General features: G+C 71.7%; 17 protein-coding genes. 13 read left to right on the top strand and 4 right to left on the bottom strand.

The window, feature by feature from the left end:
- Positions 1-25 precede the first annotated feature (25 nt).
- The 6 genes from B1759_RS20170 to B1759_RS06380 all read left to right on the top strand — a co-directional run bounded on the left by B1759_RS20170 (position 26) and on the right by B1759_RS06380 (position 6772).
- A complete protein-coding gene (locus B1759_RS20170; RefSeq protein WP_095514188.1) occupies positions 26-610 on the top strand; it encodes a DapH/DapD/GlmU-related protein in 585 nt (194 codons plus the stop codon).
- Complete coding sequence (locus tag B1759_RS06400) at positions 607-1758, top strand: glycosyltransferase family 2 protein (protein ID WP_095514187.1); 1152 nt, start codon at positions 607-609, stop codon at positions 1756-1758. Before B1759_RS20170 ends, B1759_RS06400 begins: the two co-directional genes overlap by 4 nt.
- Positions 1759-1867: 109 nt before the next feature.
- Positions 1868-3112, top strand: a complete 1245-nt coding sequence (locus B1759_RS06395) for a site-2 protease family protein (RefSeq protein WP_095514186.1) — start codon at positions 1868-1870, stop codon at positions 3110-3112.
- A 206-nt stretch (positions 3113-3318) separates the two neighbouring features.
- The gene (locus B1759_RS06390; protein ID WP_143537279.1) at positions 3319-4074 is read left to right on the top strand and encodes a hypothetical protein; all 756 of its coding nucleotides are present in this window, start codon (positions 3319-3321) and stop codon (positions 4072-4074) included.
- A complete protein-coding gene (locus B1759_RS06385; RefSeq protein ID WP_095514184.1) occupies positions 4071-5690 on the top strand; it encodes a FlgD immunoglobulin-like domain containing protein in 1620 nt (539 codons plus the stop codon). The genes B1759_RS06390 and B1759_RS06385 overlap by 4 nt, the downstream gene beginning before the upstream one ends.
- Positions 5691-5725: 35 nt before the next feature.
- Complete coding sequence (locus B1759_RS06380) at positions 5726-6772, top strand: hypothetical protein (RefSeq protein ID WP_095514183.1); 1047 nt, start codon at positions 5726-5728, stop codon at positions 6770-6772.
- A 10-nt stretch (positions 6773-6782) separates the two neighbouring features.
- Here B1759_RS06380 and B1759_RS06375 read toward each other — a convergent pair whose 3' ends face one another.
- Entirely contained in the window at positions 6783-7253 is a 471-nt protein-coding gene (locus B1759_RS06375; RefSeq protein WP_095514182.1) for a hypothetical protein, read from the bottom strand.
- 51 nt (positions 7254-7304) lie between these two features.
- Positions 7305-8102 (bottom strand): CPBP family intramembrane glutamic endopeptidase, encoded by a 798-nt coding sequence (locus B1759_RS06370; protein ID WP_095514181.1) that lies wholly within the window; start codon positions 8100-8102, stop codon positions 7305-7307.
- An 83-nt stretch (positions 8103-8185) separates the two neighbouring features.
- Here B1759_RS06370 and B1759_RS06365 point away from each other — a divergent pair, with 83 nt between their 5' ends.
- On the top strand, positions 8186-9949 hold the full coding sequence (locus B1759_RS06365) for a glycoside hydrolase family 3 protein (protein WP_095514180.1): 1764 nt from the start codon (positions 8186-8188) through the stop codon (positions 9947-9949).
- Between the two features lie 6 nt (positions 9950-9955).
- Here the strand turns inward: B1759_RS06365 and B1759_RS06360 are convergent, their stop codons facing one another.
- Positions 9956-11092, bottom strand: a complete 1137-nt coding sequence (locus B1759_RS06360; protein ID WP_198948773.1) for a quinone-dependent dihydroorotate dehydrogenase — start codon at positions 11090-11092, stop codon at positions 9956-9958.
- 71 nt (positions 11093-11163) lie between these two features.
- Positions 11164-14427 (bottom strand): BamA/TamA family outer membrane protein, encoded by a 3264-nt coding sequence (locus B1759_RS06355; RefSeq protein ID WP_095514179.1) that lies wholly within the window; start codon positions 14425-14427, stop codon positions 11164-11166.
- Positions 14428-14737: 310 nt separating this feature from the next.
- Here B1759_RS06355 and mrdA point away from each other — a divergent pair, with 310 nt between their 5' ends.
- The 6 genes from mrdA to rfbD all read left to right on the top strand — a co-directional run bounded on the left by mrdA (position 14738) and on the right by rfbD (position 22664).
- Positions 14738-16627, top strand: a complete 1890-nt coding sequence (gene mrdA, locus B1759_RS06350) for a penicillin-binding protein 2 (RefSeq protein ID WP_095514178.1) — start codon at positions 14738-14740, stop codon at positions 16625-16627.
- Between the two features lie 76 nt (positions 16628-16703).
- On the top strand, positions 16704-17981 hold the full coding sequence (locus B1759_RS06345) for an FtsW/RodA/SpoVE family cell cycle protein (RefSeq protein WP_095514177.1): 1278 nt from the start codon (positions 16704-16706) through the stop codon (positions 17979-17981).
- 202 nt (positions 17982-18183) lie between these two features.
- Entirely contained in the window at positions 18184-19098 is a 915-nt protein-coding gene (cysD, locus tag B1759_RS06340; RefSeq protein WP_095514176.1) for a sulfate adenylyltransferase subunit CysD, read from the top strand.
- A gap of 156 nt (positions 19099-19254) precedes the next feature.
- Positions 19255-21183: a sulfate adenylyltransferase subunit CysN gene (gene cysN / locus B1759_RS06335; RefSeq protein WP_095515073.1), complete on the top strand. Its 1929-nt coding sequence runs from the start codon at positions 19255-19257 to the stop codon at positions 21181-21183.
- A gap of 33 nt (positions 21184-21216) precedes the next feature.
- On the top strand, positions 21217-21780 hold the full coding sequence (gene rfbC, locus B1759_RS06330) for a dTDP-4-dehydrorhamnose 3,5-epimerase (RefSeq protein WP_095514175.1): 564 nt from the start codon (positions 21217-21219) through the stop codon (positions 21778-21780).
- Entirely contained in the window at positions 21777-22664 is an 888-nt protein-coding gene (gene rfbD / locus B1759_RS06325; protein ID WP_158225149.1) for a dTDP-4-dehydrorhamnose reductase, read from the top strand. Before rfbC ends, rfbD begins: the two co-directional genes overlap by 4 nt.
- The last annotated feature ends 123 nt before the right edge of the window (positions 22665-22787 follow it).

Genomic DNA, 22787 nt, shown 5'->3' with positions numbered 1-22787 from the left:
CCCGGCCTCCACCGCTCGCACCGCCATGGATGTCACCCTCGATCGCACCCTGACCCTGCCCACCTCGGCCCCGAGGCGGAGGGACCTGGGCCGCCTGGTACGGGGCGGACTCCGGTGGCTGAACGCCCAGGTCCGCCTGCGGCGCTGCCGGTTGGGTCGCAGGGTGACCGTGTGGGGCAACCCGCACGTGACGGCGACCGGTGAGATCGCGCTGGGCGACCGCGTGACGGTCCACTCGTTCCTGTCGCGCGTGCAACTCTCGGCCGGTCCCGGCGCCCGGCTGACGGTCGGCGACGACACCTACATCAACAACGGGTCGGTGCTCTCGGCGCGGCGGTCGGTGACGGTCGGCGCGCGGTGCCAGGTCGCGACCGGCGTGATCCTGATGGACGCCGACTTCCACGCCGTCGGCGACCTGGACGCGCCGGGCAAGGCTGCGCCCATCGTGATCGAGGACGACGTATGGCTCGCTACGCGCGCCGTCGTGCTGAAGGGCGTGACGGTCGGCCGCGGCGCGGTCGTGGCGGCCGGCGCCGTGGTGACGAAGGACGTGCCGCCCTACACCCTGGTCGCGGGCGTCCCCGCGCGCCCCATCCGCTCCCTCCGATGACCGAGATCCTGTTCTGGGCCGCCGCGGCCGTCCTGTTCTACACCTACGTCGGCTACGGGCTGCTGGCGGCGCTGCTCGTCCGGCTCCGAGGCGACCGCCCGGCACCCGCGCCGTTCGCCGAGGCCGACCTGCCCGCCATTACGGTCGTCGTGGCCGCCTACAACGAGGCGGCGTGGATCGAGGAGAAGGTGCGGACGACGCTCGCGCTGGACTACCCGGCCGACAAGCTCCGCCTCCTCGTTGTCGCCGACGGGTCGACCGATGACACGGCCGAAATCGCCCGCCAGGCCGGTGCCGAGGTGCTGTTCGAGCCCGCGCGGAACGGCAAGGTGGCCGCCATGAACCGGGCGATGGCGCACGTCACGACCCCGCTCGTCGCCTTCACCGACGCCAACGCCCGGCTCGCGCCCGACGCCCTGCAGCATCTCGTCGCCCCGTTCGCGGAGGCCGAAGTGGGTGCGGTGGCCGGCGAGAAGCGCGTCGACACGTCGGCCTCGGGGACGGCGGGGGAGGGGCTGTACTGGCGCTACGAGTCGGCGCTGAAGCGGCTCGACCACCGGCTGGGCTCGGTCGTCGGCGCCGCCGGCGAGCTGTTCGCGCTGCGCACCGAACTGGTCGAGCCGCTCGAACCGGACACGCTGCTGGACGACTTCGTGCTGTCGCTCCGCGTCGCCCAGGCGGGGTACCGCGTCGCCTACGCGCCCGAGGCCGCGGCCATCGAGGGACCGTCGGCGACGCTGGAGGACGAGTGGACGCGCAAGGTGCGCATCTGCGCGGGCGGCTGGCAGTCGATGGTCCGTCTGCGCGGGTTGCTCAACCCGGTCCGCCACGGCCTGCTGACGTGGCAGTACATCTCGCACCGCGTCCTGCGGTGGACGCTCGCGCCCGTCCTGCTGCCGCTGGCCTTGGTGCTCAACGTCGTGCTCGCGGTCGGCTCGCCGCTCTACGGCGTCCTGCTAGGGCTGCAACTCGCCTTCTACGCGGTCGCCGCGTCCGGGTGGGTCCTGCGCGACGCCGATGTGGCCGTGCCCGGCTTCCGGCTGCCGCTCTACGTCGTGTTCATGCACGCCGCCGTCTTCCCCGGTCTCGTGCGCGTGCTGCGGGGCCGCCAGTCGGTCAACTGGGCGCGGGCGGCGCGGGCGGCGTAGCGCGGTCTCGGCAGAAGCGGGGCGCTCGCCCGGGCGCGGCCTTCCGCCGATCGCCCCGCGCGAACCCCCCCGGAGGCCCCGCGTACGCCGCGGCCCCCGACCCCGACCCGTGGAGACCCGCCCCCCCGATTCGCCCAGCGTCCTCACGGACTACGAGCCGCCGACCCCGGACGGCGACCGCGTCTGGCTCCACGTGCTGCTGTTCGTCGCCACGTTCGCCTCGATGGTGTGGTGTGGCGGGATCCTGGTCGCGCGGATGGCGCTCTGGCCGGAGGTTGCCGAGGGCACCTCGGATACGGTCGCGATGCTGTCGCTGCTCGGCAGCCGGGCCTTCCTCACCGACGGCTTCCTGTATGCGGTCCCATTCCTGGGCTTTCTGACGGTCCACGAGTTCGGCCACTACTTGGCCGCGCGCTGGCGGCGGACGCGCGTGTCGCTGCCGTACTACCTCCCGATCCCGATCCCCGGCACCCTGGGTACGTTCGGCGCGGTGATCCGCATCAAGGAGCCCCTTCGGCGCACCCAGCAGTTGTTCGACATCGGCGCGGCGGGGCCGCTGGCGGGCTTCGTGGTGGCCGTGGGGGTGCTGATCGCGGCCGTGCTCACGCTCCCCGGCCCCGAGTACCTCCGCGGCGTCGGCGGGCACGAGGACCTGATCACCTACCTCAACTCGTTCGGCCACTTCCCGGCCTTCGACCGCTCGCACGTCGCGCCGGGGACGACGGCCCTGGTCCTGGGCGACACGCCGCTGTTCCACCTGATCGGCAGTCTCGGCTGGGCGCGCGTCTCGCCCGACGAGATCATCCACTACCCGGTGCTGGTGGCGGGCTGGTTCGGTCTCTTCTTTACCGCCCTCAACCTGCTGCCGGTCGGCCAGTTGGACGGAGGGCACGTGGTGTATGCGCTATTCGGCCCGGCCGTCCACCGCGTTGTGGCGCGGGTGACGACGCTGCTCCTGCTGCTCTCCGGCGGCATCGGGTTCGTACTGGACCTGGGCGATCCGGTGGGCATGTCGCTTCCCCCGGAGGCGCTCTGGCCGGCTCTCGCGCTGATCTACGCGGCGGCCGTGGCGCGGCTGTTCGGCGACGAGTGGCTGCTCGTCGGGTCGACGGTGGCGTTCCTGACCGCGGCGACGGCCTTCCTGGTGGTCCTCCTGCCCGGCCTCGCGCTGTCGGTCGGGTGGGCGGGGTGGTTGTTCTGGGTGGGGATGATCCTGCTCGTGATCCGGGTGGACCACCCGCCGGTGCTGATCGAGGAGCCCCTGACGCCCACGCGCAAGGCCCTGGGGATCTTGTGCATCGTGATCTTCCTGCTCTGCTTCTCGATCCAGCCGCTCCAGTTCATCACGGGGTGAGGCGCGTCGTGGAAGCGGCCCGGCCGGCCTCTCCCGCCTCGGCGCCGAGGCAGGGCGCGCTGGCGTCCAGTCCCGGGTGGGGGAAATCCGAGGGCCCGGCGCCGTCCTACGCGGTGAGCCTGCCGACTGTCGGTAGCTTTGCCCTCCGCCCGCCCACCAGCCCGCTCGCGACCCGCCGGACCGCTACGCCGTCTTTCTTCCCTTCGATGCCCGTAGCCCTTCGGTCCGTCGTGGCCCTGGTCGCGCTCACCCTCGCCGGGTGTGACGCCGCGCCCGGGTTCGCCGACGAGGTCTCCCGCCCGATTCTCGCGGAGGTCGCCATCACGCCCGCCGCGTTCTCGCTCGACGGGGACGCGCCCACGGCGACGGTCCCGCTGGCCGTCAGCGGCACGCTGGACGCCGAGGGCGCCGTGGAAGTCCGCGTGCTGGTCCGCTACGCCGAGACCGACTCGCTGGTCACCGAGGCGAGCGCCGAGGTGGCCGGGGGCGCGTTCCGCGTCGAGGCCCCGGTCACGATCCCGCGAGGCGCGACCGGCGAGTACAGCGTCCGCGTGACCACCGAGGGGGCCGACGGCCGCGCGGGCGACCAGGCCGCGGCCGTCTTCCGCTTCGACGCCGCCAACCTCGGGCCGCCCGTGGTGACGGCCAACACGCCGTCCGCCGTGACGCGTCCGACCGGGACGCGCACGGTCACCGTCCCGCTCGTCGCCACGGTCACCGACCCCGACGGACGGGCCAACGTGCTCGTCGTCGTCGCCCAGGTGCCCGACGGCGGCGGCGTCATCGGCCGCCTCTTCGACGACGGCGAGAACCAGGACCAGGCGGCCGACGACGGTCGCTACTCGGCGGGCATCGTCGTGGACGCGTCGTTCGAGCCGGGCACGTACGCGCTGGAGATCGTCGCCATCGACCGCGCGGGCGCCGAGAGCGCCCCGGCGCCCTACACCTTCACGGTCCAATGAGGCGCCTTCTCCTCCTCGGCCTCGCGCTGAGCGTCGCCGTCCAGGCCCAGACCGTCGAGACCGGCGCGGGCGTCGCGACGCTCCTGCCACAGGGCGCCCGCAACGGCGTCGCCGTGCTGGACGCCGACGCGACGGGCACGCTCCGCGCCGGACCCATCCTGGTCCAGGTCGGCCCGGACGGCGCGGTCTCGATTCCCGGCACCGCCGCCGCCTTCGACCCGGCCACGGCCATCGACGCCCGCGTGTTCGCCGTCGAGGCCCGCGGCGGGACGGTGGCCGTCGGGCTCGCCTACAACGACGTCACGGCCGACGCCGACCAGCCGCCCGTCACCGCGGCGGGCTTCGCCGTCTCGACCGACGGCGGGCAGAGCTACACGTACCGCTTCCCGTCGCTCGACCAGAGCCGCGACACGACGGTCACCTACGGCGTCTCGACGCTCCCCGCCATCCCGACCGTCCTCGCGCAGGGCTCGGCGCCCCTCGACCTCGCGCTGACGGCGGACGCCGACACGATCTACGCGGCGGCGCTGCTGGCGGGCCTGCGCCGCAGCACCGACGCCGGGGCCACGTGGCAGCGCGTCGTCCTCCCGCCGGACTCGCTCTTCGTGCTCGACCCCCGCGAGCCGTACGACTTCCTCTACAACCCGGACGTCCGCCAGCCGCTCGGCTTCGTCGACGGCGACCCCGAGCGGCCCTTCTTCGCCCAGTTCTCCGAGAACTACATCGCGTTCTCGGTGGTCGTGGACGAGGCCGGGACGGTGTGGGTGGGCACCAACGGCGGCCTCAACCGGTCGGTCCGCCTGCCCGAGGCGGACGACCTCGCGTGGATCCGCTACACCGACGCGCTGCTCGGCGGCGCGCTGCCCGGAAACCAGGTGTTCGCCCTGGAGACGCGCCCCCTGGCGGACGCCCGCGACGAGGTCTGGGCCCTCTGCCGCAACTCCGGCAACCCCTTCTCGACCGAGGAGGAGGAGAACGGCGTCGCCGTGTGGCGGGGAGACGACGAGGGCGGCTTCGCCCGCTTCGAAACGGTCCTCCTCGGGGTCGTCGCCGAGGACATCGCTTTCGACGAGACGCGCATCTACGTCACCAGCGGCGACGGCCTCTACATCTCCGACGACGACGGCGCGAACTGGCGCATCGTCCGCACGTTCCGACAGGCCGACGGGCGCCCGCTGGCCCTCTCCGGCCCGACGACCCGCGCGGTCGCCACGACGCCCGGCACCGTCTGGGTGGGCACGCCGGACGGGCTGTTGAAGAGCACCGACGGCGCCCAGACGTGGAGCCTGTTCCGCGCCGACGTGCGCCCGCAGACCGACGCGGAGGAGGGCCGGGCGGTCGACGTGTACGCCTACCCGAACCCCTTCAACCCGCGCAACGGCGACCTGCGGGTCCGCCTCGACCTGGCTTCGGCGGCCGACGTGACGATCCGCATCTTCGATGTGGCCATGAACCTCGTCCGCACGCTGGAGGCGCCGGGGCGGCCCGCCGGGCCCAACGAGGTCGCCTGGGACGGCCAGTCCGACGACGGCCTGCGCCTCGCCAACGGGGCCTACATCTACACCGTCGACGCCGGGGGCCAGCGGTTCTCGGGACGCATCCTGGTGATCCAATGAGCGGCTCGACGGTACGGACATACGGAGCGCGGGGCATGAGCGGCCGACTCGCCCTGCTGGCTGCGCTGATCGTCGCGGCGGCGGGGACCGTCTCGGCCCAGGGCGCTGGGGCGTTCGCGCGGATGGGCATGGGCGCGCGGTCGCTCGCGATGCCGTCGCAGGTGGCGGACCGCTCGGGCTACGCGAGCCCCTACCTGAACCCGGCCCTGGCGCCGTTCGCCCCCGCGCAGGGGGTCGAGCTGACGGCGGGGCGGCTGGCCTACGACCGGTCATGGAACGCCGTCCAGGTGTCGGCCCCGCTCCGGCCCCGCTCCGGCTTCGCGGGCGGCGTCGTGCATGGCGGCGTCGACAACATCGACGGGCGCGACGCGAGCGGCTACCCGACCGACGGACAGAACGAGGACGGCACGTTGCGCGCCGACGAGTACGCCTTCTTCGCCGCCTTCGGCACCCAGTTCTCCGAGCGCGTCTCGGCGGGCGTCGGCCTGCGGCTCTACCGCAACGAGCTGTTCGAGGGCACGCGGGCGCCGACGGCCATCGGCATCGCGATCGGGACGACCGTCCAGGCCAGCGACCGCCTCGCCATCGGGCTGTCCGTGGACGACCTGTTCGCGCGCTACGAGTGGAGCTCGACCGGCTCCGTGACCGCCTCCGCGACCGACTACTTCCCGACGCGCATCCGCGGCGGCGCGGCCTACACGGTCGGCGACCGCGGCGAGGGGCGTCCGCGCGTCACCGTCGCCGCCGAGGCCGAACTGGTCGTGCAGCCCCTGGAGACGCGCCGCCCCGACGGTGTCGAGGTCATCGGCACGTCCGCCTCGGAGACCTCCACCACGCTCGACGTGACGTTGGCCGACGTGCTCGGCCGGGCCGGGGCGGAAGTCTGGATCACCGACGGGTTCGCGGCTCGGCTCGGCATCGACCGGGTGGGCGCGGGCGAGGCCGGCGAACTGCGGCCGTCGGCCGGGTTCGGCGTCGAGCAACGCGTCGGCGAGCTCGACCTGCGGGTCGATTACACGGCCGTCGTGGAGCCGTTCGGCTCGGCACTGATGCACATGGCGACGGTCCGCCTCGGGCTGTAGGCGAGCGTCGCTAGAACGTGGCCTGCAGCGCGAGCCCCGTCACCCCGCCCGCCTCGGTCGCGAGGCGGACCGGGGCGACCTCCAGGGCGACGAGCCCTCGGCGTCGGTTGGCACGGGTCGCGGCACCCGGTGCGTCGACGATGCCGTAGAGCCAGAGTGCGCCTGCCACGCCGACGCCGATGAGCAGCGGCGTCGGCTCGAACTCCCAGCACGGAGCCGGGCAGCCATACCGGTCATCGTGCTGGCTGGCGGCGTAGCTCGCAGTCGTCCCCGCCGTCAGCGCGGCGCCGACGCCGACGAGGATCAGCCCGCCCTTGACCGTTTCGCCGGCGTAGATCTGGCCACCGCCCGGGACGACGACGGAGAGCACGGTTGCGGTGACCGGACGCACCGGCCGGGCGTCCGGGCTGGGCTGGGCGCGGAGCGTCGGCGCGGCTGCGAGGAGAAGGGTGAGGAGAGACAGGTGAGAGAGCGTCGGCATCGCGAGGAGTGGGGGTTCACCCTCACACGCCCGGTTGCCTCCCGAAAGCGATCACCCGAGTCCGCGGAGGGCCTCCATCAGCGCGTCGAGGCCGATGCCCGTGGCGCCTGTCCGCGCGCGGAGGGTAGCGAACAGGTCCAGCGCCAGCATCTGCGCGGCGTGGATCGGGACCGCGATCCAGAAGCTCCGGCAGCGCCACACGAGCGCGCCGAGCGCGAGCCCTCCGAGCACCGACAGGTAGGCCTCGGCGGCGGGCTTCTGCGCGTGCAGGATGGCGAACGGCACCGTCTGCACCACGATGGCCAGCGGCGCGCCCAGCGCGGGCGCCGTCCCGAACAGCACGAAGCCGCGCCACAGGTACTCCCACCCGATCCAGTAGAACAGGAACAGCGCCTCGTAGGCCAGGAAGATGGTCCAGCTCTCCTTGGCGCCGTAGAAGTGCGGATACTGCATCTGGAAGGCCGCGCCGTCGGACAGCACCCACGTGCCGACGATCACCAGGGGGAGGTAGGCCAGCGCGATCCCGGTCGCCAGCTTCCAGTCGCCAAGGCCGAGACCTGCCTGGCGAGGCGTCCACCGGAAGCCGACCACCAGGATGAGTGCGGGGACGACGAAGCCCAGCACGCCCTGCATCCCGAACCACCACGCCCACGAGCCGAACGCCGGGTCCTCGAAGCCCAGGACGTTGTCGAGCGTGCCCGTGTAGAACCGCCGCCCGCCCACCTGGAGGTGGAACAGGACGAGGACCGTCGCGGCGAGGAGCACGACCGCGGCGCGGCGCGCGTTGGGGGAGAGGCCGGCGACGGCGGCGCGGAATCCTTGCCACTCGCCTCGGAGACGGTCTATCATCGGGCGTCCAGAACGGGAACGGGGCACCGGGCCCGGTCGGCGACGCCGACCTGCCGTCAAGATACCCGGCCTCCCACCACGCCATGCGCCTCGCTCTCGCCCTCCTGCTTGCCCTCGCCGCCGGCCTGGTAGGCGCCGTCGGCTGGACCTCTGGACCCGCCGAGGAGTCGGCCGTGCCGTCCGCTGCGGCCTTCATCGACGACGACTCGCTGCGCGCCGCGCAGGAGCGCGCCCAGGTGGATTCCCTGCTGGCGCCCTACGCGGGTTTCGAGGCGCCGGCCGGCCTGTCCGAAGCCGCCGCCGCTGCCTGGGCCGACGCCACGCTGGCCGGGATGTCGCTGGAGCAACGCGTCGCGCAGCTGTTCATCGTCGAACTCGGTGCCGTGCGCGACCCCGACGGGCTGGCGCGGATGGGCATCGGCGGGTTCCACGTCAACCGGCGGACGCTGCCGCAGGAGGTGCGCGCCGTCGTCGCCCGCCTCGGGCGCCGCGCGGAGGTGCCGCTCTTCGTCACGGCCGACTACGAGTGGGGCGTGGGCACGGCGCGGTCCAACTTCACCGAACTGCCCGGCGCGATGGCCTACGGCGCGGCCGACTCCGAAGCGCTCGCCGAGGTGGGCGGGGCCGTCACGGCGCTGGAGGCGCGGGCGACTGGCGTGAACGTGCTCTTCGCGCCCGTCGCCGACGTCAACAACAACCCGGCGAACCCGATCATCAACACGCGCTCGTTCGGGGAGGACCCGCAGCGCGTCGGCGAACTGGCGGCGGCCTACGTGCGCGGCGCGCAGGCGCACGGCGTCCTGGCGACGCTGAAGCACTTCCCCGGCCACGGCAACACGGACACCGACACGCACGTCGCGTTCGCGGCCGTCCCTGGCACCTGGGCGCAGCTGGCGGCCACCGAACTGGTCCCGTTCCGCGTCGCGCTGGACGCCGAGCCCGGCTTCGTGATGTCGACGCACCTGTGGGCGCAGGCGCTCGACCGGACCGCCACGCCCGCCACCTTCAGCCGCCGTGCGCTGACCGACGTGCTGCGCGACAGCCTCGGCTATGAGGGCCTCATCACGACCGACGCGATGAACATGGGCGCGGTCCGCGACCGCTACACCGCGCGCGACCGGGCCGTGCTGCCGCTGGTGGCCGGGGCCGACATCGTGCTCAACGAGACCTCGCCGCGCCGGGCCATGCAGTACGTGGTGCAGGCCGTCGAGCGGGGCGACCTGCCGCGCGCGCGGGTCGACGCCTCCGCCCGGCGCATCCTGCTCGCGAAGGCGCGGTTGGGCCTTCACACGGCGCCGACGCCCGACCGGAGCCGCCTCGCCCAGATGCTCACCGAGGTGCGCGGAGCTCGCTTCGCAGACGCCCTGACGCGGGCTGCCGTCACGGTCGTCCGCCCCGGTCCGCTGCCGGTTCGCCCCGGCCAGCGCGTCGCCCTCGTTCAACTGGCCAACTTCGACGCGAGCCGCTCGATGACGCGGCTGGAGCGCGACCTCGAGCCCGACGCCCGCGCCCGCGTGTCGACCGGCGGCGGGGGGCGGAATGCCGCCGTCGCCGCCGCCCGCGGGGCCGACGTGGCGGTGGTCGCGATGCACCTCCGTGTGAAGCAGGGGCGTCCGCCCAGCCTGACGCCTGCCCAGCGTCGCGCCATCGACGCCATCGAGGCGACGGGCACACCGGTCGTGCTGGTGGTGCTCGGCAACCCGTATTCGATCGCCCTCGTGCCGGACGCCGCGGGCGTGGTGGTGGCCTACGACGAGACGCTCCGCACGGCGACGGCCGTCGCCGATGTGGTCACCGGCCGTGCCCGCGCCACGGGCCGCCTGCCGGTCTCGGTGCCGGGACTGTAGGGCGCTTCAGCGAGCCGCTGCTCCCACCGCATCCGCGAGCGTGCCGAGGCCGTCGCGGTCGAGGAGGCGCACGAGGCCGCGGTGGATGCGCGAGACCAGCCCCGGCCCCTCGTAGACCAGTCCGGTGTAGACCTGCAGCAGCGTCGCTCCGGCGCGGACGCGCGCATAGGCCGCCTCGGCCGAGTCGATGCCGCCGACGCCGATGATGGGCACTGCGCCGTCGGTCGTCCGGTAGAGGTGGCGCGTGAGAGCGAGGGCGCGGTCGGCGAGCGGGCGTCCGCTCAGCCCGCCCCGCCCGATGGCCTCCAGCCGCCCCGCCTCGGTGGTGAGTCCAGACCGGTCGGATGCCGTGTTGGTCGCGATGAATCCGTCCACGCCGTGCCCGAGGCAGATCTGGACCAGTTCGTTCACCATCCCCGCGTCGATGTCGGTGGTCGCCGGAGGGGAGAGCTTGACGAGCAGGGGAGGCGTTCCCACGGACCCGCTGCCCCCGGCCCGCGGCTCTCTGTCCAGTTCCTCCACGACGGCGGACAGCAGCGCGTCCAGCGCGTCGGGGGTCTCGAACGTCTTGCCCTCGGCCGTGTTGGGGCACGAGACGTTGAGCGCGAGGTAGTCGGCCTGGGGCGCCAGCGCGCGGACCGACTGGCGGAAGTCCTCAATGCCCGCATCGCCCAGGAGGGTCGGGTCGTGCGTCTTGGCCACGTTGACGCCGAGCACGAAGCCGGGCGGACGCGGGGTGCTCGCCAGCCGCGCGGCGACGGCCGCCGCACCCTCGTTGTTGAGGCCCATCCGGTTGACGAGCGCGCGGTCGGCGGGGAGGCGGAAGGCGCGTGGCGTCGGGTTGCCCACGCTCGGCCGGGCGGTCACCGAGCCCACCTCGGCGAAGCCGAGCCCGAGGCTCGCCCAGAAAGGCACCAGCGCCGCGTTCTTGTCGAACCCGGCCGCCAGCCCCACCGGCGAGGCGAACGCCAGGCCCCACGCCGACTGCGCCAGCCGCGCATCGGCCGCGGGAAAGAGAGTGCGGACGACGCCGGGCACGCGCTGGCCCAGCTGGGCAGCCCGCATCCCCGCGCCGTGCGCGGCCTCGGCATCGAGGCGGAAGAGGAGCGGGCGGAGGAGGGAATACAGGGAGGGACGAGGCACGGAGAACGAGGAACGGGCAGAGGCTCAGACTACAGCCTCTGCCCGTTCCCATTTTCCTTTTCCCCGTTCTCCTACCAGCCCGGCGACAGGTTGAACCCGAACACGCCACGGCCCTTGTTGAGGTCGCCGTCGGCGCCCCAGCGCGAGAACGGGAGCGCGTAGTAGGGCTCGATGATGAGTGCGCCCAGCAGGTTGATGCGCGTCGAGACGCCCGCCGAGAACACCGGCTCCTGATTCTCGAACGACCGCCCGTACGTGTAGACGGTGCTCTGCCCCGTCTGCTCGTTGAAGCCGACGAAGTACGGCGACTCGCCCCACGCGAAGCCCGCGTCGGCGAAGAAGACGAGCTCCGTGGGCAGATACGGGAACGTGATCAGGCCGAGCTGGGGCACGCCCAGGAGCGGCAGCCGCGCTTCGACCGAGGCAACCCCGATCTTGGTGCCGAAGAGCGACGACAGGTAGTCGTCGAACTGAGCCGTGGACTGGATGTCGAACGACCGCGAGCCGTAGCCGCGGACCAGCTGCGGGTTGCCGATGAACAGCGGGTTCAGACGTCCCGTCGAGGCGTCGCCGCCGTAGCGGCCGAAGTGGAGCGCGCGGGCGGCGAACGTCACTGGGACGCGGCGCGGGAGGCCGGGCAGGCGCGCGAAGACGTACTTCCGGGCGTCGGCTGTGACGGTAGCGAACGTCAGTGAGCCCGAGACGAGGTCCGCCCCGAGGCGGTACCGCGAGCCGCGGATGGGCGACGTGAAGCCGAACAGCGACGTGTCGCCCACGTAGGCGACGCCACCCTGCCCGAGGTGCAGCGGGTCGGGCGAGAAGCCCTCCACCGGGCGCCGCTCCTGGATCAGGTTGCCACTCTCCGTCTGAACGAAGGCGTCGTACTCCAGGTCATAGCCGAGGCGGCGGTACCCGAGCTCCGCCTCGAAGCGCTGGCTCTGGTTGAGCGGGTACGAGGACAGGCCGGAGACCTGCGTCACGTACGTCCGGTAGTAGTAGCGCGTGATCCCGAAGAGGTCCACCTCATCGGGGTTCGACAGCGGCGGGCGGTCGTAGAAGACCTGCAGGTACGGGATGTGGCCTGCGAGCGCGCCATACGTCAGGCGTCCCCCACGGTTGTAGTAGAGCGCCTGCCCGCCGACGTCCTTGAGCGTGCCCTGCGCCGCGACGGCCACGCCGAGCACGTTGTCGCTCAGCTGGTCCGAGAACAGGAACGAGATGCCGCCCGAGATGCCGAAGCCCGAGTTGTAGTACGGGTCCGTGCCGACCCCCACCTGGGGCTGGCTGACGTAGTCGAGCGACAGCTTTGGGCTGTAGCCGCGTGTCGGGAAGGTGGTCGCCTCGGGGAGGCCGCCGGTGGCGTCGGCGATGTAGTTCTGGACGATGGAGCGGCTGTAGGCGTCCGCCGGGGGCAGCACGTCGGCCGTGGCGAGGGCCTCGCCGGTGACCAGCGTGCCGACGGCGTCGGCCGCGTCGGTGCGGTAGACCGAGTAGCGCTGGCCCTCGAACACCGAGTAGGCGAGGTTTCCCGTCTCGTGGGCCACCGAGAGCGCCGGCGAGAGATCCGCGATGCCGGCGACGCCGGTCGCGAGGTTCGTCACCTGGTAGGCGTCGCCCGTCGCCACGTCGAGGCGGTAGACGTCGTTGAAGCCGCCGCGGTCGGAGAGGAAGTAGAGGCTCGTGCCGTCCGGGCTCCAGGCCGGGTTGATGTGCTTGACGTCGTCGAACACGGCCAGCGTCTCGATGCCGCCCGTCGCCACGTCGTACAGGGCGAGCTGCATCGGCGAGTAGGTCAGGCGGACGAAGTCCGTGCCCGGTCCGCGGTCGGTCGAGAAGGCGATCTGCGTGCCGTCGGGGCTCCAGGCGGGCTGGAGGTCCGCGAAGCGGTCGTTGGTCAGCTGCTGCACCTCGCCGGTGGCGAGCGTGACCACGTACAGGTCGGTGATGCCGCCCCGCACGCCCGCGAACGCGATTCGGGTGCCGTCCGGGCTCCACGCCGGGTCCTTGATGGCGCCGATGCCCTCGACGGTCAGGCGCCGGGTCACGTCGCGGCGGTCTACGTCGAGGATCGCGATCTCGTTGTCGCCGCCCGCGAACACGACGTAGGCGAACTGGCGCCCGTCGGGGCTCCAGGTCCCGGCGCTCTCGATGAAGCGGAGCGCGTCCAGGTGCGGGTCCGTCGTGGCAGACTCCAGCTTGGCGACCACCTCGCCCGTCTCGGCGTCGGCGAGGAAGAGGTCGATGCCGAACAGGTCGAGCTCACTCAGGTAGGCCACGTAGCGACCGTTGGGAGAGAGCTGCGGGGCGATGTTGATGGTCCCCGTCTCGCGCTCGCGGGCAAGCAGGCGAGTCGCGGTGAGGGCCGGGAGCGAGTCGGGGTAGGCGAGGAGGCGCGGGCGGCGCGGGCGCTCGCCCTCGGCGATGCGCTCGGCGCGGTCGCGGCGCTGCTCGGCGATGGCCTCCAGCTCGTCGGCCGAGCGCTCGGGGCCGGGCACCGAGCGGCCGGCGGCCGGGGGGAGGAGCTGCTCCCGAAGGGCGGCCTCCCAGCGCTCCGAGAGGGCCTCCTGCGGCAGGCCGGTCACGGCCACGATGGCCGAGTCGAGCGGCATCTCCAGGGCCGACCGGAAGAGCTGCACGCCCGCCTGGTCGCCGTAGGTGCCCGCGACGAAAGCCCAGAAGGGCTGGCCGTACTGGTACTCGTTGTAGGAGCCGGTCCGCTGCAACTCGCCGATGGTCGGGAAGTCGTCGCGGAGGCAGGCGTCGCGCATCCACATGGACGTGAGAGCGTCCTCGCGGCCGACGGAGTAGTACTCGGCCATGCCCTCGATCACGAACAGCGGCAGGCGCACGAACTGCGCGAAGCGCCCGGCCCGCTGCGAGAGGTCGTACTGGAACTGGTGGACGAGCTCGTGGCCGAGCACGTGGTCGGTCTCGGCGTAGGTCCCGGCCATCGGCAGCACGACGCGCTGGCGGGCGCCCTCCGTGACGCCCTGCGTGCCCTCGCCGATGTTGGCGATGTTGGTCTGCCGGAAGTCCGCGTCGTCGGCGTAGAGGATGATCGACTTGCGCTCGTCGAACTCGTGCTCCAGGATGGTCGAGAGGCGGTCGTACCAGCGCTCGGCCATCCGCGCCACGTCGCGCGAGGCCTGGTCCATGCCCTCGTAGTAGTAAATGTCGAAGTGCTCGGTCTCGAGGATCCGGAAGTCGAAGTCGTCGTAGCGGACCTTGTTGCGGCCGAAGTACTGGGCCTGGGCAGCGGGCGTCAGGGCGGCGAGCAGGGCGGCCACCAGGAGGGCTTGGAGGAACCGGCCGGCGGGTGACAGGAGCGTGCGCATGGGAGAGCGGGGCGGGAAAGGGTGGCCGGGCCAGGACCGGTCGACGTCACGGAGGGCATGGGGGATGGCCCCTCCGACGGGTCGCCCACGTGGACGAGCTTCCGAGAGGGGCATACCCGGTGCAGACGGCTCTGTTCTTCAGGCTAGCCCTGAGCAGGCCCTGGGGCAGGGTGCCAGCTGGCGAACGGTCCCAGGGGGCACGCGAAGAACCCGTCTGCCGACACGAACCGGGAGGAGGCAGCGTTCGTACCCTCCGCCTGCCCAGGGCTCTCCGAATCGCCCCGTCCGGTCTCGCTCCCACTGGTCCCGTATGCCCTCCGTCCTCTCCCAGACCGCCCGCGACGACGCGCGCACTCGCTTCCACGTCTTCACCGGGCTCGTCATCGGGCTCGTCGTGTTCCTGGGGGGGCGGCTCGTGCAGATGCAGATCATCGACAAGGAGCAGTACCAGACCGAGGCGGCGGGCAACGCCATCGAGACCAAGATCGTCCGCCCGGCGCGGGGCTACATCTTCGACCGCAACGGCCTCTTGCTGGTCGACAACGAGACGACGATGAGCGTGACGGTCGCGCCGCGCTACTTCGACACCGCGGACCTGCCGCTGATCGCGGAGCTGGCGGGCCTGCCGCTGGAGGAGGTGCAGGCCAGGTACGACAAGATCGTCGAGCGGTCGGCTTACCAGGAGGACGTGCTCCTCGAGAACGTGCCGTTCTGGACGTTCGCCCGTCTCCAGGAAAACCAGTACCAGCTGCGGGGGGTCAACTTCCGGGAGGACCAGCAGCGCCGCTACCACGGCGACGCGCGACTGACGCATGCGCTCGGCTTCGTCAACGAGATCGGCGAGGAGGAGCTGGACGAGATGCGCGAGCAGGGCTACATGCTCGGCGACCGGATCGGCAAGTCGGGCATCGAGGCCGAGTACGAGCCCGTGCTGCGCGGGCGCGTCGGGCGGGCGTTCGTGTTGCGGAACGTCCACGGCATGGAGGTCGAGCGCTACGAGGGCGGCGAGCAGGACGTGGCGCCGGAGTCCGGCTTCGCGCTCACGCTGGCCGTCGACGCGACGGTACAGGCGCTCGCCGAGAGCCTGTTCGTCAATAAGCGCGGCGGGGCGGTGATGATGGACGCCAAGACGGGCGGCATCATCTCGATGGTGTCGGCGCCCGACTTCGACCTGTCGATCTACCGCGACGGCTTCACGCAGGCCGAGGTGGACTTCCTCTACCGCAACCCGGAGCAGCCGGACTTCAACCGGGCCACCCAGACGGCGCTGCCGCCGGGGTCGACGTGGAAGCCGTTCATGGGCGTCATCGCACTCCAGGAGGGCATGATCGACGAGAACACGACGCTGTTCTGCGGAGGCGGCTACGTGCTCGGGCGGCTCTACCGCTGCCACGGCGGCTCGCACGGCAACATCGCGCTGCGCGACGCCATCCGGGTGTCCTGCAACACGTTCTTCTTCCGGCTGATGAACGACACGTTCGTCAACGAACTCCACCCGAACGGCATTCGGATGGACCTCGACCGCTGGGGCGACTGGGCGCACCGGTTCGGCTTCGGCCAGCTGGCGCCGCTGGACATCCCGAACCAGAACACGGGCCTCATCCCGGACTCGTCCTACTACGACCGCGTCTTCCCGGCGGGCTGGGGGCCGGGCTACACCGTCAACCTCGGCATCGGGCAGGGCAACATGGGCACGAGCCCGCTGCAGCTGGCGCGCTACACGGCGGCCATCGGCAACGGAGGGACGCTGGTGACGCCGCACCTCGTGATGGCGCAGACCGACCCCGAGACCGGCATCACGACCACGCCCTCGCGGCGGCGTCCGCAGCAGATCCCGATCGAGCCCCGCAACTTCCAGGTGGTCCGCGAGGGCATGGAGGCGGTGGTGGCCGCAGGCACCGCGAGGCGGGCGCAGATCCCGGCCTACGGCGACTTCGCCGAGATCCTGGTGGCCGGCAAGACGGGCACGGCCGAGAACCCGCGCGGCAAGGACCACGCGGTGTTCATCGCCTACGCGCCTGTGGACGACCCGCAGGTGGCGGTCGGCGTGATCGTCGAGAACGCGGGCTTCGGCTCGACGACGGCGGCGCCCATCGCCAGCCTGATGATCGAACAGTACTTCCGGGGCCAGATCGCCTCTCCGCAGCGCAACGCCCTCATCCCGTTCGTCCGCGCCCAGCGCTCGGTCGGCCGCATCTAAGCGACGGTTCGAGGTCCAGGGTGCGTCCTCGCGCCTGGCACCTCGCCGCACCTCCCACCTCGTCCTCCCGTCCTCAATGCGTCCCTGGTACAAGAACCTCGACTGGGTGAGCCTGCTGCTGTGGGTGGCACTCGTCAGCATCGGGCTGACGGCCATCTACAGCGCGACCCACGGGCCGGCGCGGGAGTTCTTGCTGGAGTCGGTGCAGCAGAACTTCAACCGGCAGCTCGTGCTGTTCGGCATCTCGGCGGTGGCGCTCGGGATCATCCTGCTGCTGCCGGCGCGGTTCATCGTCAAGCTGGCGCCGCTGGCGTACGTGTTCTGCCTCGGGTTGCTCGTGGCCGCGCTCGCCTTCGGGCGCGAGATCAACGGCGCCAAGAGCTGGCTCTACATCGGCGGGTTCGGGTTGCAGGTGGCCGAGATCGCGAAGGTGGGCACGGTGCTCGCGGCGACGGCCTTCCTGTCGCGCAAGGAGGTGCGGGCGACGCAGTTCGGCTGGAACTGGGCCTTCTTCCGGACGCTGCTGGTCTTCGTCGTCATCGTGGCCATCCCGATGGTGCTCGTGGTGGCGCAGAACGACACGGGCACCGGGCTCGTGTTTGCCGCCCTCGTGCCGGTGATGCTGTTCTGGAGCGGCCTGGTGCCGCTGCCGTGGATGGCGTTGCTGTTCGGCGGCCCGGCGGTGGTGTCCTACCTCGCCATCGTGAACCCGTGGTGGGCGGCGATCTTCGTCGTCGGCGCGACCGTCGGCATGGTGGTCTGGACGCGGACGCGCTGGATGGGCGTGCTGATGTTCGTCGGTGTGGGGCTGATCGGGGTCACGGTGTGGTTCGGGCTCAACAAGGTCCTGGAGCCGCACCAGGTGGACCGCCTCGTGGCCTTCGACGACCCGGAGGCGTTCCGCTACGGGGCGGGCTTTCACGTCATCCAGGCGAAGGCGGCCATCGGCTCGGGCGGCGTCTTCGGGAAGGGCTTCACGAACGGCACCCAGACGCAGGGCGCCTACATCCCCGAGAACTCGACCGACTTCATCTTCTGCGTCATCGGCGAGGAGTTCGGCTTCCTCGGCACAATGACGGTGTTGCTGCTGTTCGCCTTCCTCATTCTGAGGCTGGCGGGGCTCGGCGTGCAGGCGGGCTTCGCGCTGCCGCGGCTGTTCATCGCCGGGGTGACGGGCATCTTCCTGGTCCACATCTTGATCAACGTGGGCATGACCATCGGGCTGATGCCGGTGATCGGCATCCCGCTGCCGTTCATCTCGTACGGCGGCTCGGCGATCCTGGCCAACACGGCCATGCTGGCCATCGCGCTCAACCTGCACGCCCGGCGCGACGAGTTCGCGGTGTACTCGTAGCGGCTGCGCCGCGACGGGCGCGCGGGCGACGGAATCGAGGAGCCGGCACCGCCGTCCGTGCTCCCGACCCTGCCCGCCTCGGCACCGAGGCGGAGCGGGGCGTCAGGGGCGTCCCGTGCCGCCGCGTCAAGTCTCGGGGAAGGTCCGTAGGGTCTCAGGGCGTCCACTAGTTTGACCGTCCCCCGATTCTGGCACCCTGACTATGGCTACGGAACGCGCCTACCGCACGTCCCACCTCCGGACCCTCGAAGCTGAGGCGATCTACGTGATGCGCGAGGTCGCCGCTCAGTTCGAGCGACCCGTGCTTCTGTTCTCCGGCGGCAAGGACTCGATCCTGATGGTCCACCTCGCCCGCAAGGCGTTCCATCCGGGTCCGATCCCGTTCCCGCTGCTCCACGTGGACACCGGGCACAACTTCCCCGAGACGATCGCCTTCCGCGACAAGCTGGTCGCCGAGTTGGGCGTCCGGCTGGAGGTCGCGTCCGTGCAGGACGCCATCGACAGCGGGCGCGTGGTGGAGGAGACCGGTCCGGAGGCGAGCCGCAATGGCCTCCAGATCGTTCCGCTGCTGGACGCCCTCAACGAGCACCGCTACGACGCCGCGTTCGGCGGCGGGCGCCGCGACGAGGAGAAGGCCCGCGCCAAGGAGCGCTTCTTCTCCCACCGCGACCGCTTCGGGCAGTGGGACCCGAAGAACCAGCGCCCCGAGCTCTGGAACCTCTACAACGGCCACAAGAACGTCGGCGAGACGTTCCGGGTGTTCCCGCTCTCCAACTGGACGGAGATGGACGTCTGGCAGTACATCGCGCTGGAGAACGTCGACATCCCAGACCTCTACTTCGCCCACGAGCGCGAGGTGTTCGACCGCCGCGGCACGCTGCTCGCCGTGACCGACTTCGTGATCCCGCAGGCGCACGAGGTGGTCCAGCGCCAGACGATCCGCTTCCGGACCATCGGCGACGCGACCTGCACGGGCGCCGTCGAGAGCGACGCGGCGACGCTCCCCGAGATCATCCAGGAGGTTGCGGCGGCGCGCAACACCGAGCGCGGCGGGCGCCACGACGACAAGCGCTCCGAGGCCGCCATGGAGGACCGCAAGAAGCAGGGCTACTTCTAGGAGGACGTGGGGCGTCGTGCGAGGGCATGGCCCGGCTGCGACGCTCACTTCCGAGACCCACGTTCCACGACCCACGCACGACGACAGATGCAGACCAACGGCACCACGCCTGACGCGACGACCGACGACGCCTTCGGCTCCGACGCCTACCTCGACATGGACCTGCTGCGGTTCACCACCGCGGGCTCCGTCGACGACGGCAAGAGCACCCTCATCGGGCGTCTCCTCTACGACTCGAAGTCCATCTTCGAGGACCAGATGGAGGCCGTCGCCGAGGCGTCCAAGGACCGCGGCATGGACGACGACGGGGTCCCGAACCTCGCGCTCCTGACCGACGGCCTCCGCGCCGAGCGCGAGCAGGGCATCACGATCGATGTGGCCTACCGCTACTTCGCGACGCCCCGGCGCAAGTTCATCATCGCCGACACGCCGGGCCACGTCCAGTACACCCGCAACATGGTCACCGGCGCGAGCACGGCCGACCTCGCGGTGATCCTGGTCGATGCCAAGCGCGGCGTGCAGACGCAGTCCAAGCGCCACGCCTTCATCGCGTCGCTGCTGGGCATCCCGCACGTGGTCGTGGCCGTCAACAAGATGGACCTCGTCGACTACTCCGAGGAGGTGTTCGACGCCATCGTGGACGAGTTCTCGGCCTTCGCGGGCAAGCTCGATCTGCGCGACATCGATTTCATTCCGGTCTCCGCACTCAAGGGCGACAACGTGGTCGACCGGAGCGAGAACATGGACTGGTACGAGGGCTCGACGATGCTCCACCACCTGGAGCACGTCTCGCTGACCGGCGACAAGAACCTGCGCGACTTCCGCTTCCCGGTCCAGACGGTGATCCGGCCCGACCAGACGTTCCGCGGCTTCGCGGGCACGGTCGCCTCGGGCGCCATCCGGCCGGGCGAGGAGATCCTGGCGCTGCCCGCCGGCACGCGCTCAACGGTCGAGTCGATCACCACGCTCAACGGCGACCTCGACGAGGCCCGCGCGGGTGAGGCGGTCGTGCTCACGCTCACCGACGAGATCGACGTGAGCCGCGGCGACATGCTCGTCCGCCCCCAGAACGTGCCCGAGGTGGAGACGGGCATCGAGGCGATGATGTGCTGGATGGCCGAGGAGCCGCTCCAGTCCAACCGCCACTACATCCTGCGCCACACGACGCGCGAGGTCAAGGCCTTCGTGGACGAGATCGTCTACCGCGTCGACGTGAACACGCTGCACCGCGAGGACAGCGACACGCTGCAGCTCAACGAGATCGGCCGCGTCCGCGTGACGACCGCGGCGCCGCTCTTCTTCGACCCCTACCGGCAGGCCAAGGCGACGGGCGCGTTCGTGCTCATCGACCCGTACTCCAACGCGACGGTGGCGGCGGGCATGATCCGCGGCGCGGCGCAGAGCCCGGACGAGATCGCGGGCCGCGCGGCTCGCTTGGAGCGCTCGGCGGACGCCGCGGCGGCCAGCGAGGCCCGCCAGGTGTCGCCGAACGTCGTCTGGGAGGGGCTCAACATCCCGCGCGAGGAGCGCGAGGCCGCGCAGGGCCACCAGGCGGCCGTCCTCTGGTTCACCGGCCTCTCGGGCTCGGGCAAGACGACGGTCGCGCGCGAGGTGGAGCGCCGCCTGTTCGATGCGGGCATCAAGACGATGCTGCTCGACGGGGACCAGGTGCGCCACGGTCTCAACGGCGACCTCGGCTTCTCGGCGGGCGACCGCCGCGAGAACGTCCGTCGGATCGGCGAGGTGGCGCGGCTCTTCTTCGAGAGCGGTGCCGTGACGCTGTGCACGTTCGTGTCGCCGTACCGCACCGACCGCGACCGCGTCCGCGCGCTCGTGCCGGAGGGCCGGTTCATCGAGATCCACGTGGACGTGGACGTGGCGACGGCGCAGGAGCGCGACCCGAAGGGGATCTACGCCAAGGCCCAGGCGGGTGAGATCACCAACCTGACCGGCATCGACGCGCCCTACGAGGCGCCCGAGGCTCCGGAGCTGACGCTCAAGACGGCCGACCAGTCGGTCCAGGACGCCGTCGAGGCGGTGCTGGCCGCGCTCGCCGAGGCGGGGATCGTCGAGCGTGGGGCGTAGAGCGTAGCGTAGGGACTCCCCACATCCCGCGCTGTGACCGTCCGCGAAACCTCCGTCCCCGGCCTGCTCGTGATCGAGCCGCGCGTGTTCGAGGACGCGCGCGGCTTCTTTCTGGAGCGCTACCATGCCGGGCGCTACGCCGAGGCGGGCATCCCGGGGCCGTTCGTGCAGGACAACCACAGCCGGTCGGTCCAGGGCACGCTGCGGGGGCTCCACTTTCAGCGGCGTCACCCACAGGGCAAACTGGTCGAGTGCGTCCGCGGGCGGATCTGGGACGTGGCGGTCGACCTGCGGGCGGGCTCGCCGACGTTCGGCGCGTGGGAGGGCGTGGAACTGGACGAGGCCTCGCACCGGCAGCTGTGGGTGCCGCCGGGCTTCGCGCATGGCTTCGGTGTCCTTTCGGACACCGCCGACGTGCTCTACAAGTGTACGGAGGTCTACCACCCGGGCGATGAGGGCGGGGTAGCCTGGGACGACCCCGACCTCGGCATCCCCTGGCCCGTCGACACGCCCCTGCTCTCCGACAAGGACGCCGCATGGCCCCGGCTCGCGGCGCTCGGCGCCGACGCGCTTCCAGTCGCGTCGTTCTCGTCGTGAGGGTGCTCGTCACCGGCGCGGGCGGGCAGGTCGGGCAGGCCCTGGTCCGCCTCGGGACTGCTGGCGAGGCCGACGTGGTGGGCGTCGACCGCGCCGCGCTCGACATCACGGACGCGGCGGCGGTGCGGCGCGTGATGGCCGAGGTCCGCCCGGACGCGCTGGTCAATGCCGCGGCCTACACGGCCGTTGACCGGGCCGAGTCCGAGCCGGACCTCGCATTCCGCATCAACCGCGACGGGGCACGGACGGTCGCCCAGGAGGCTGCCGCCGCGGGCGTCGCGCTCGTCCACCTCTCGACGGACTACGTGTTCGACGGCACGAAGGGGGCACCATACCTCCCGGACGACCCGGTGTCGCCGCTCAGCGTGTATGGGGCGAGTAAGGCCGCAGGCGAAGCCGAGGTCCTGGCGGCGGGCGGCCGTGCGGTCGTTCTGCGGACCGCCTGGGTGTTCTCCGGGTACGCCCCGAACTTCGTGCGCACGATTCTCCGGCTCGCCGCGGATCGTCCCCGGCTCTCCGTCGTCGCTGACCAGTGGGGCCACCCGACCGCCGCGGTCGACGTCGCGCGGGGGGCACTCGCCGCCGCCCGCTTCGCCCGGACCGGGGGGAGGGGAGTCCTTCACCTCGGCGGGTCGCCTGTGACGACGTGGCATGCACTGGCCGAGGCGGTCGTGGCCCTTGCCAGCGAGACGACGGGAGAGGCGCCCACCCCCGTCGATCCGATCCCGAGTTCCGCCTACCCGACGGCGGCGAGGCGGCCCACGCGGGTCGAGCTCGACCTTGCGTCGTCGCTCCCGTTGCTCGGCCTCGCGGAGGCCCCCGACTGGCACTCCGCTCTGCGCGGCGCTGTGCGGGAGGCGGCCCGAAAAGACAAGGGGATATGATTCCCCAACAAGACCTTTTCCGTAAGGAAGGGTGGGGGGCTTGTGGCTCCACTGCCCCCGCGGTATCTAAGCCCCAGCGTTGACGCCCTTCTCTGATCTGCGCCGGCCCCACCACACGCCTTC

This window comes from Rubrivirga sp. SAORIC476 (assembly GCF_002283555.1).
Taxonomy (GTDB): domain Bacteria; phylum Bacteroidota; class Rhodothermia; order Rhodothermales; family Rubricoccaceae; genus Rubrivirga.
The sequence above is the reverse complement of the archived record's forward strand: the minus strand, read 5'-3'. Positions and strand labels throughout refer to the sequence as shown.

Excerpts from the sequence above, each read along its gene's own strand:
- cysD (WP_095514176.1), top strand. The coding sequence starts at position 18,184 with ATGGCTACGGAACGCGCCTACCGCACGTCCCACCTCCGGACCCTCGAA.
- B1759_RS06365 (WP_095514180.1), top strand. The coding sequence starts at position 8,186 with ATGCGCCTCGCTCTCGCCCTCCTGCTTGCCCTCGCCGCCGGCCTGGTA.
- B1759_RS06370 (WP_095514181.1), bottom strand. The coding sequence starts at position 8,102 with ATGATAGACCGTCTCCGAGGCGAGTGGCAAGGATTCCGCGCCGCCGTC.
- B1759_RS06355 (WP_095514179.1), bottom strand. The coding sequence starts at position 14,427 with ATGCGCACGCTCCTGTCACCCGCCGGCCGGTTCCTCCAAGCCCTCCTG.
- B1759_RS20170 (WP_095514188.1), top strand. The coding sequence starts at position 26 with ATGGATGTCACCCTCGATCGCACCCTGACCCTGCCCACCTCGGCCCCG.
- cysN (WP_095515073.1), top strand. The coding sequence starts at position 19,255 with ATGGACCTGCTGCGGTTCACCACCGCGGGCTCCGTCGACGACGGCAAG.
- B1759_RS06380 (WP_095514183.1), top strand. The coding sequence starts at position 5,726 with ATGAGCGGCCGACTCGCCCTGCTGGCTGCGCTGATCGTCGCGGCGGCG.
- B1759_RS06375 (WP_095514182.1), bottom strand. The coding sequence starts at position 7,253 with ATGCCGACGCTCTCTCACCTGTCTCTCCTCACCCTTCTCCTCGCAGCC.
- B1759_RS06390 (WP_143537279.1), top strand. The coding sequence starts at position 3,319 with ATGCCCGTAGCCCTTCGGTCCGTCGTGGCCCTGGTCGCGCTCACCCTC.
- B1759_RS06345 (WP_095514177.1), top strand. The coding sequence starts at position 16,704 with ATGCGTCCCTGGTACAAGAACCTCGACTGGGTGAGCCTGCTGCTGTGG.
- B1759_RS06400 (WP_095514187.1), top strand. The coding sequence starts at position 607 with ATGACCGAGATCCTGTTCTGGGCCGCCGCGGCCGTCCTGTTCTACACC.
- B1759_RS06385 (WP_095514184.1), top strand. The coding sequence starts at position 4,071 with ATGAGGCGCCTTCTCCTCCTCGGCCTCGCGCTGAGCGTCGCCGTCCAG.
- mrdA (WP_095514178.1), top strand. The coding sequence starts at position 14,738 with ATGCCCTCCGTCCTCTCCCAGACCGCCCGCGACGACGCGCGCACTCGC.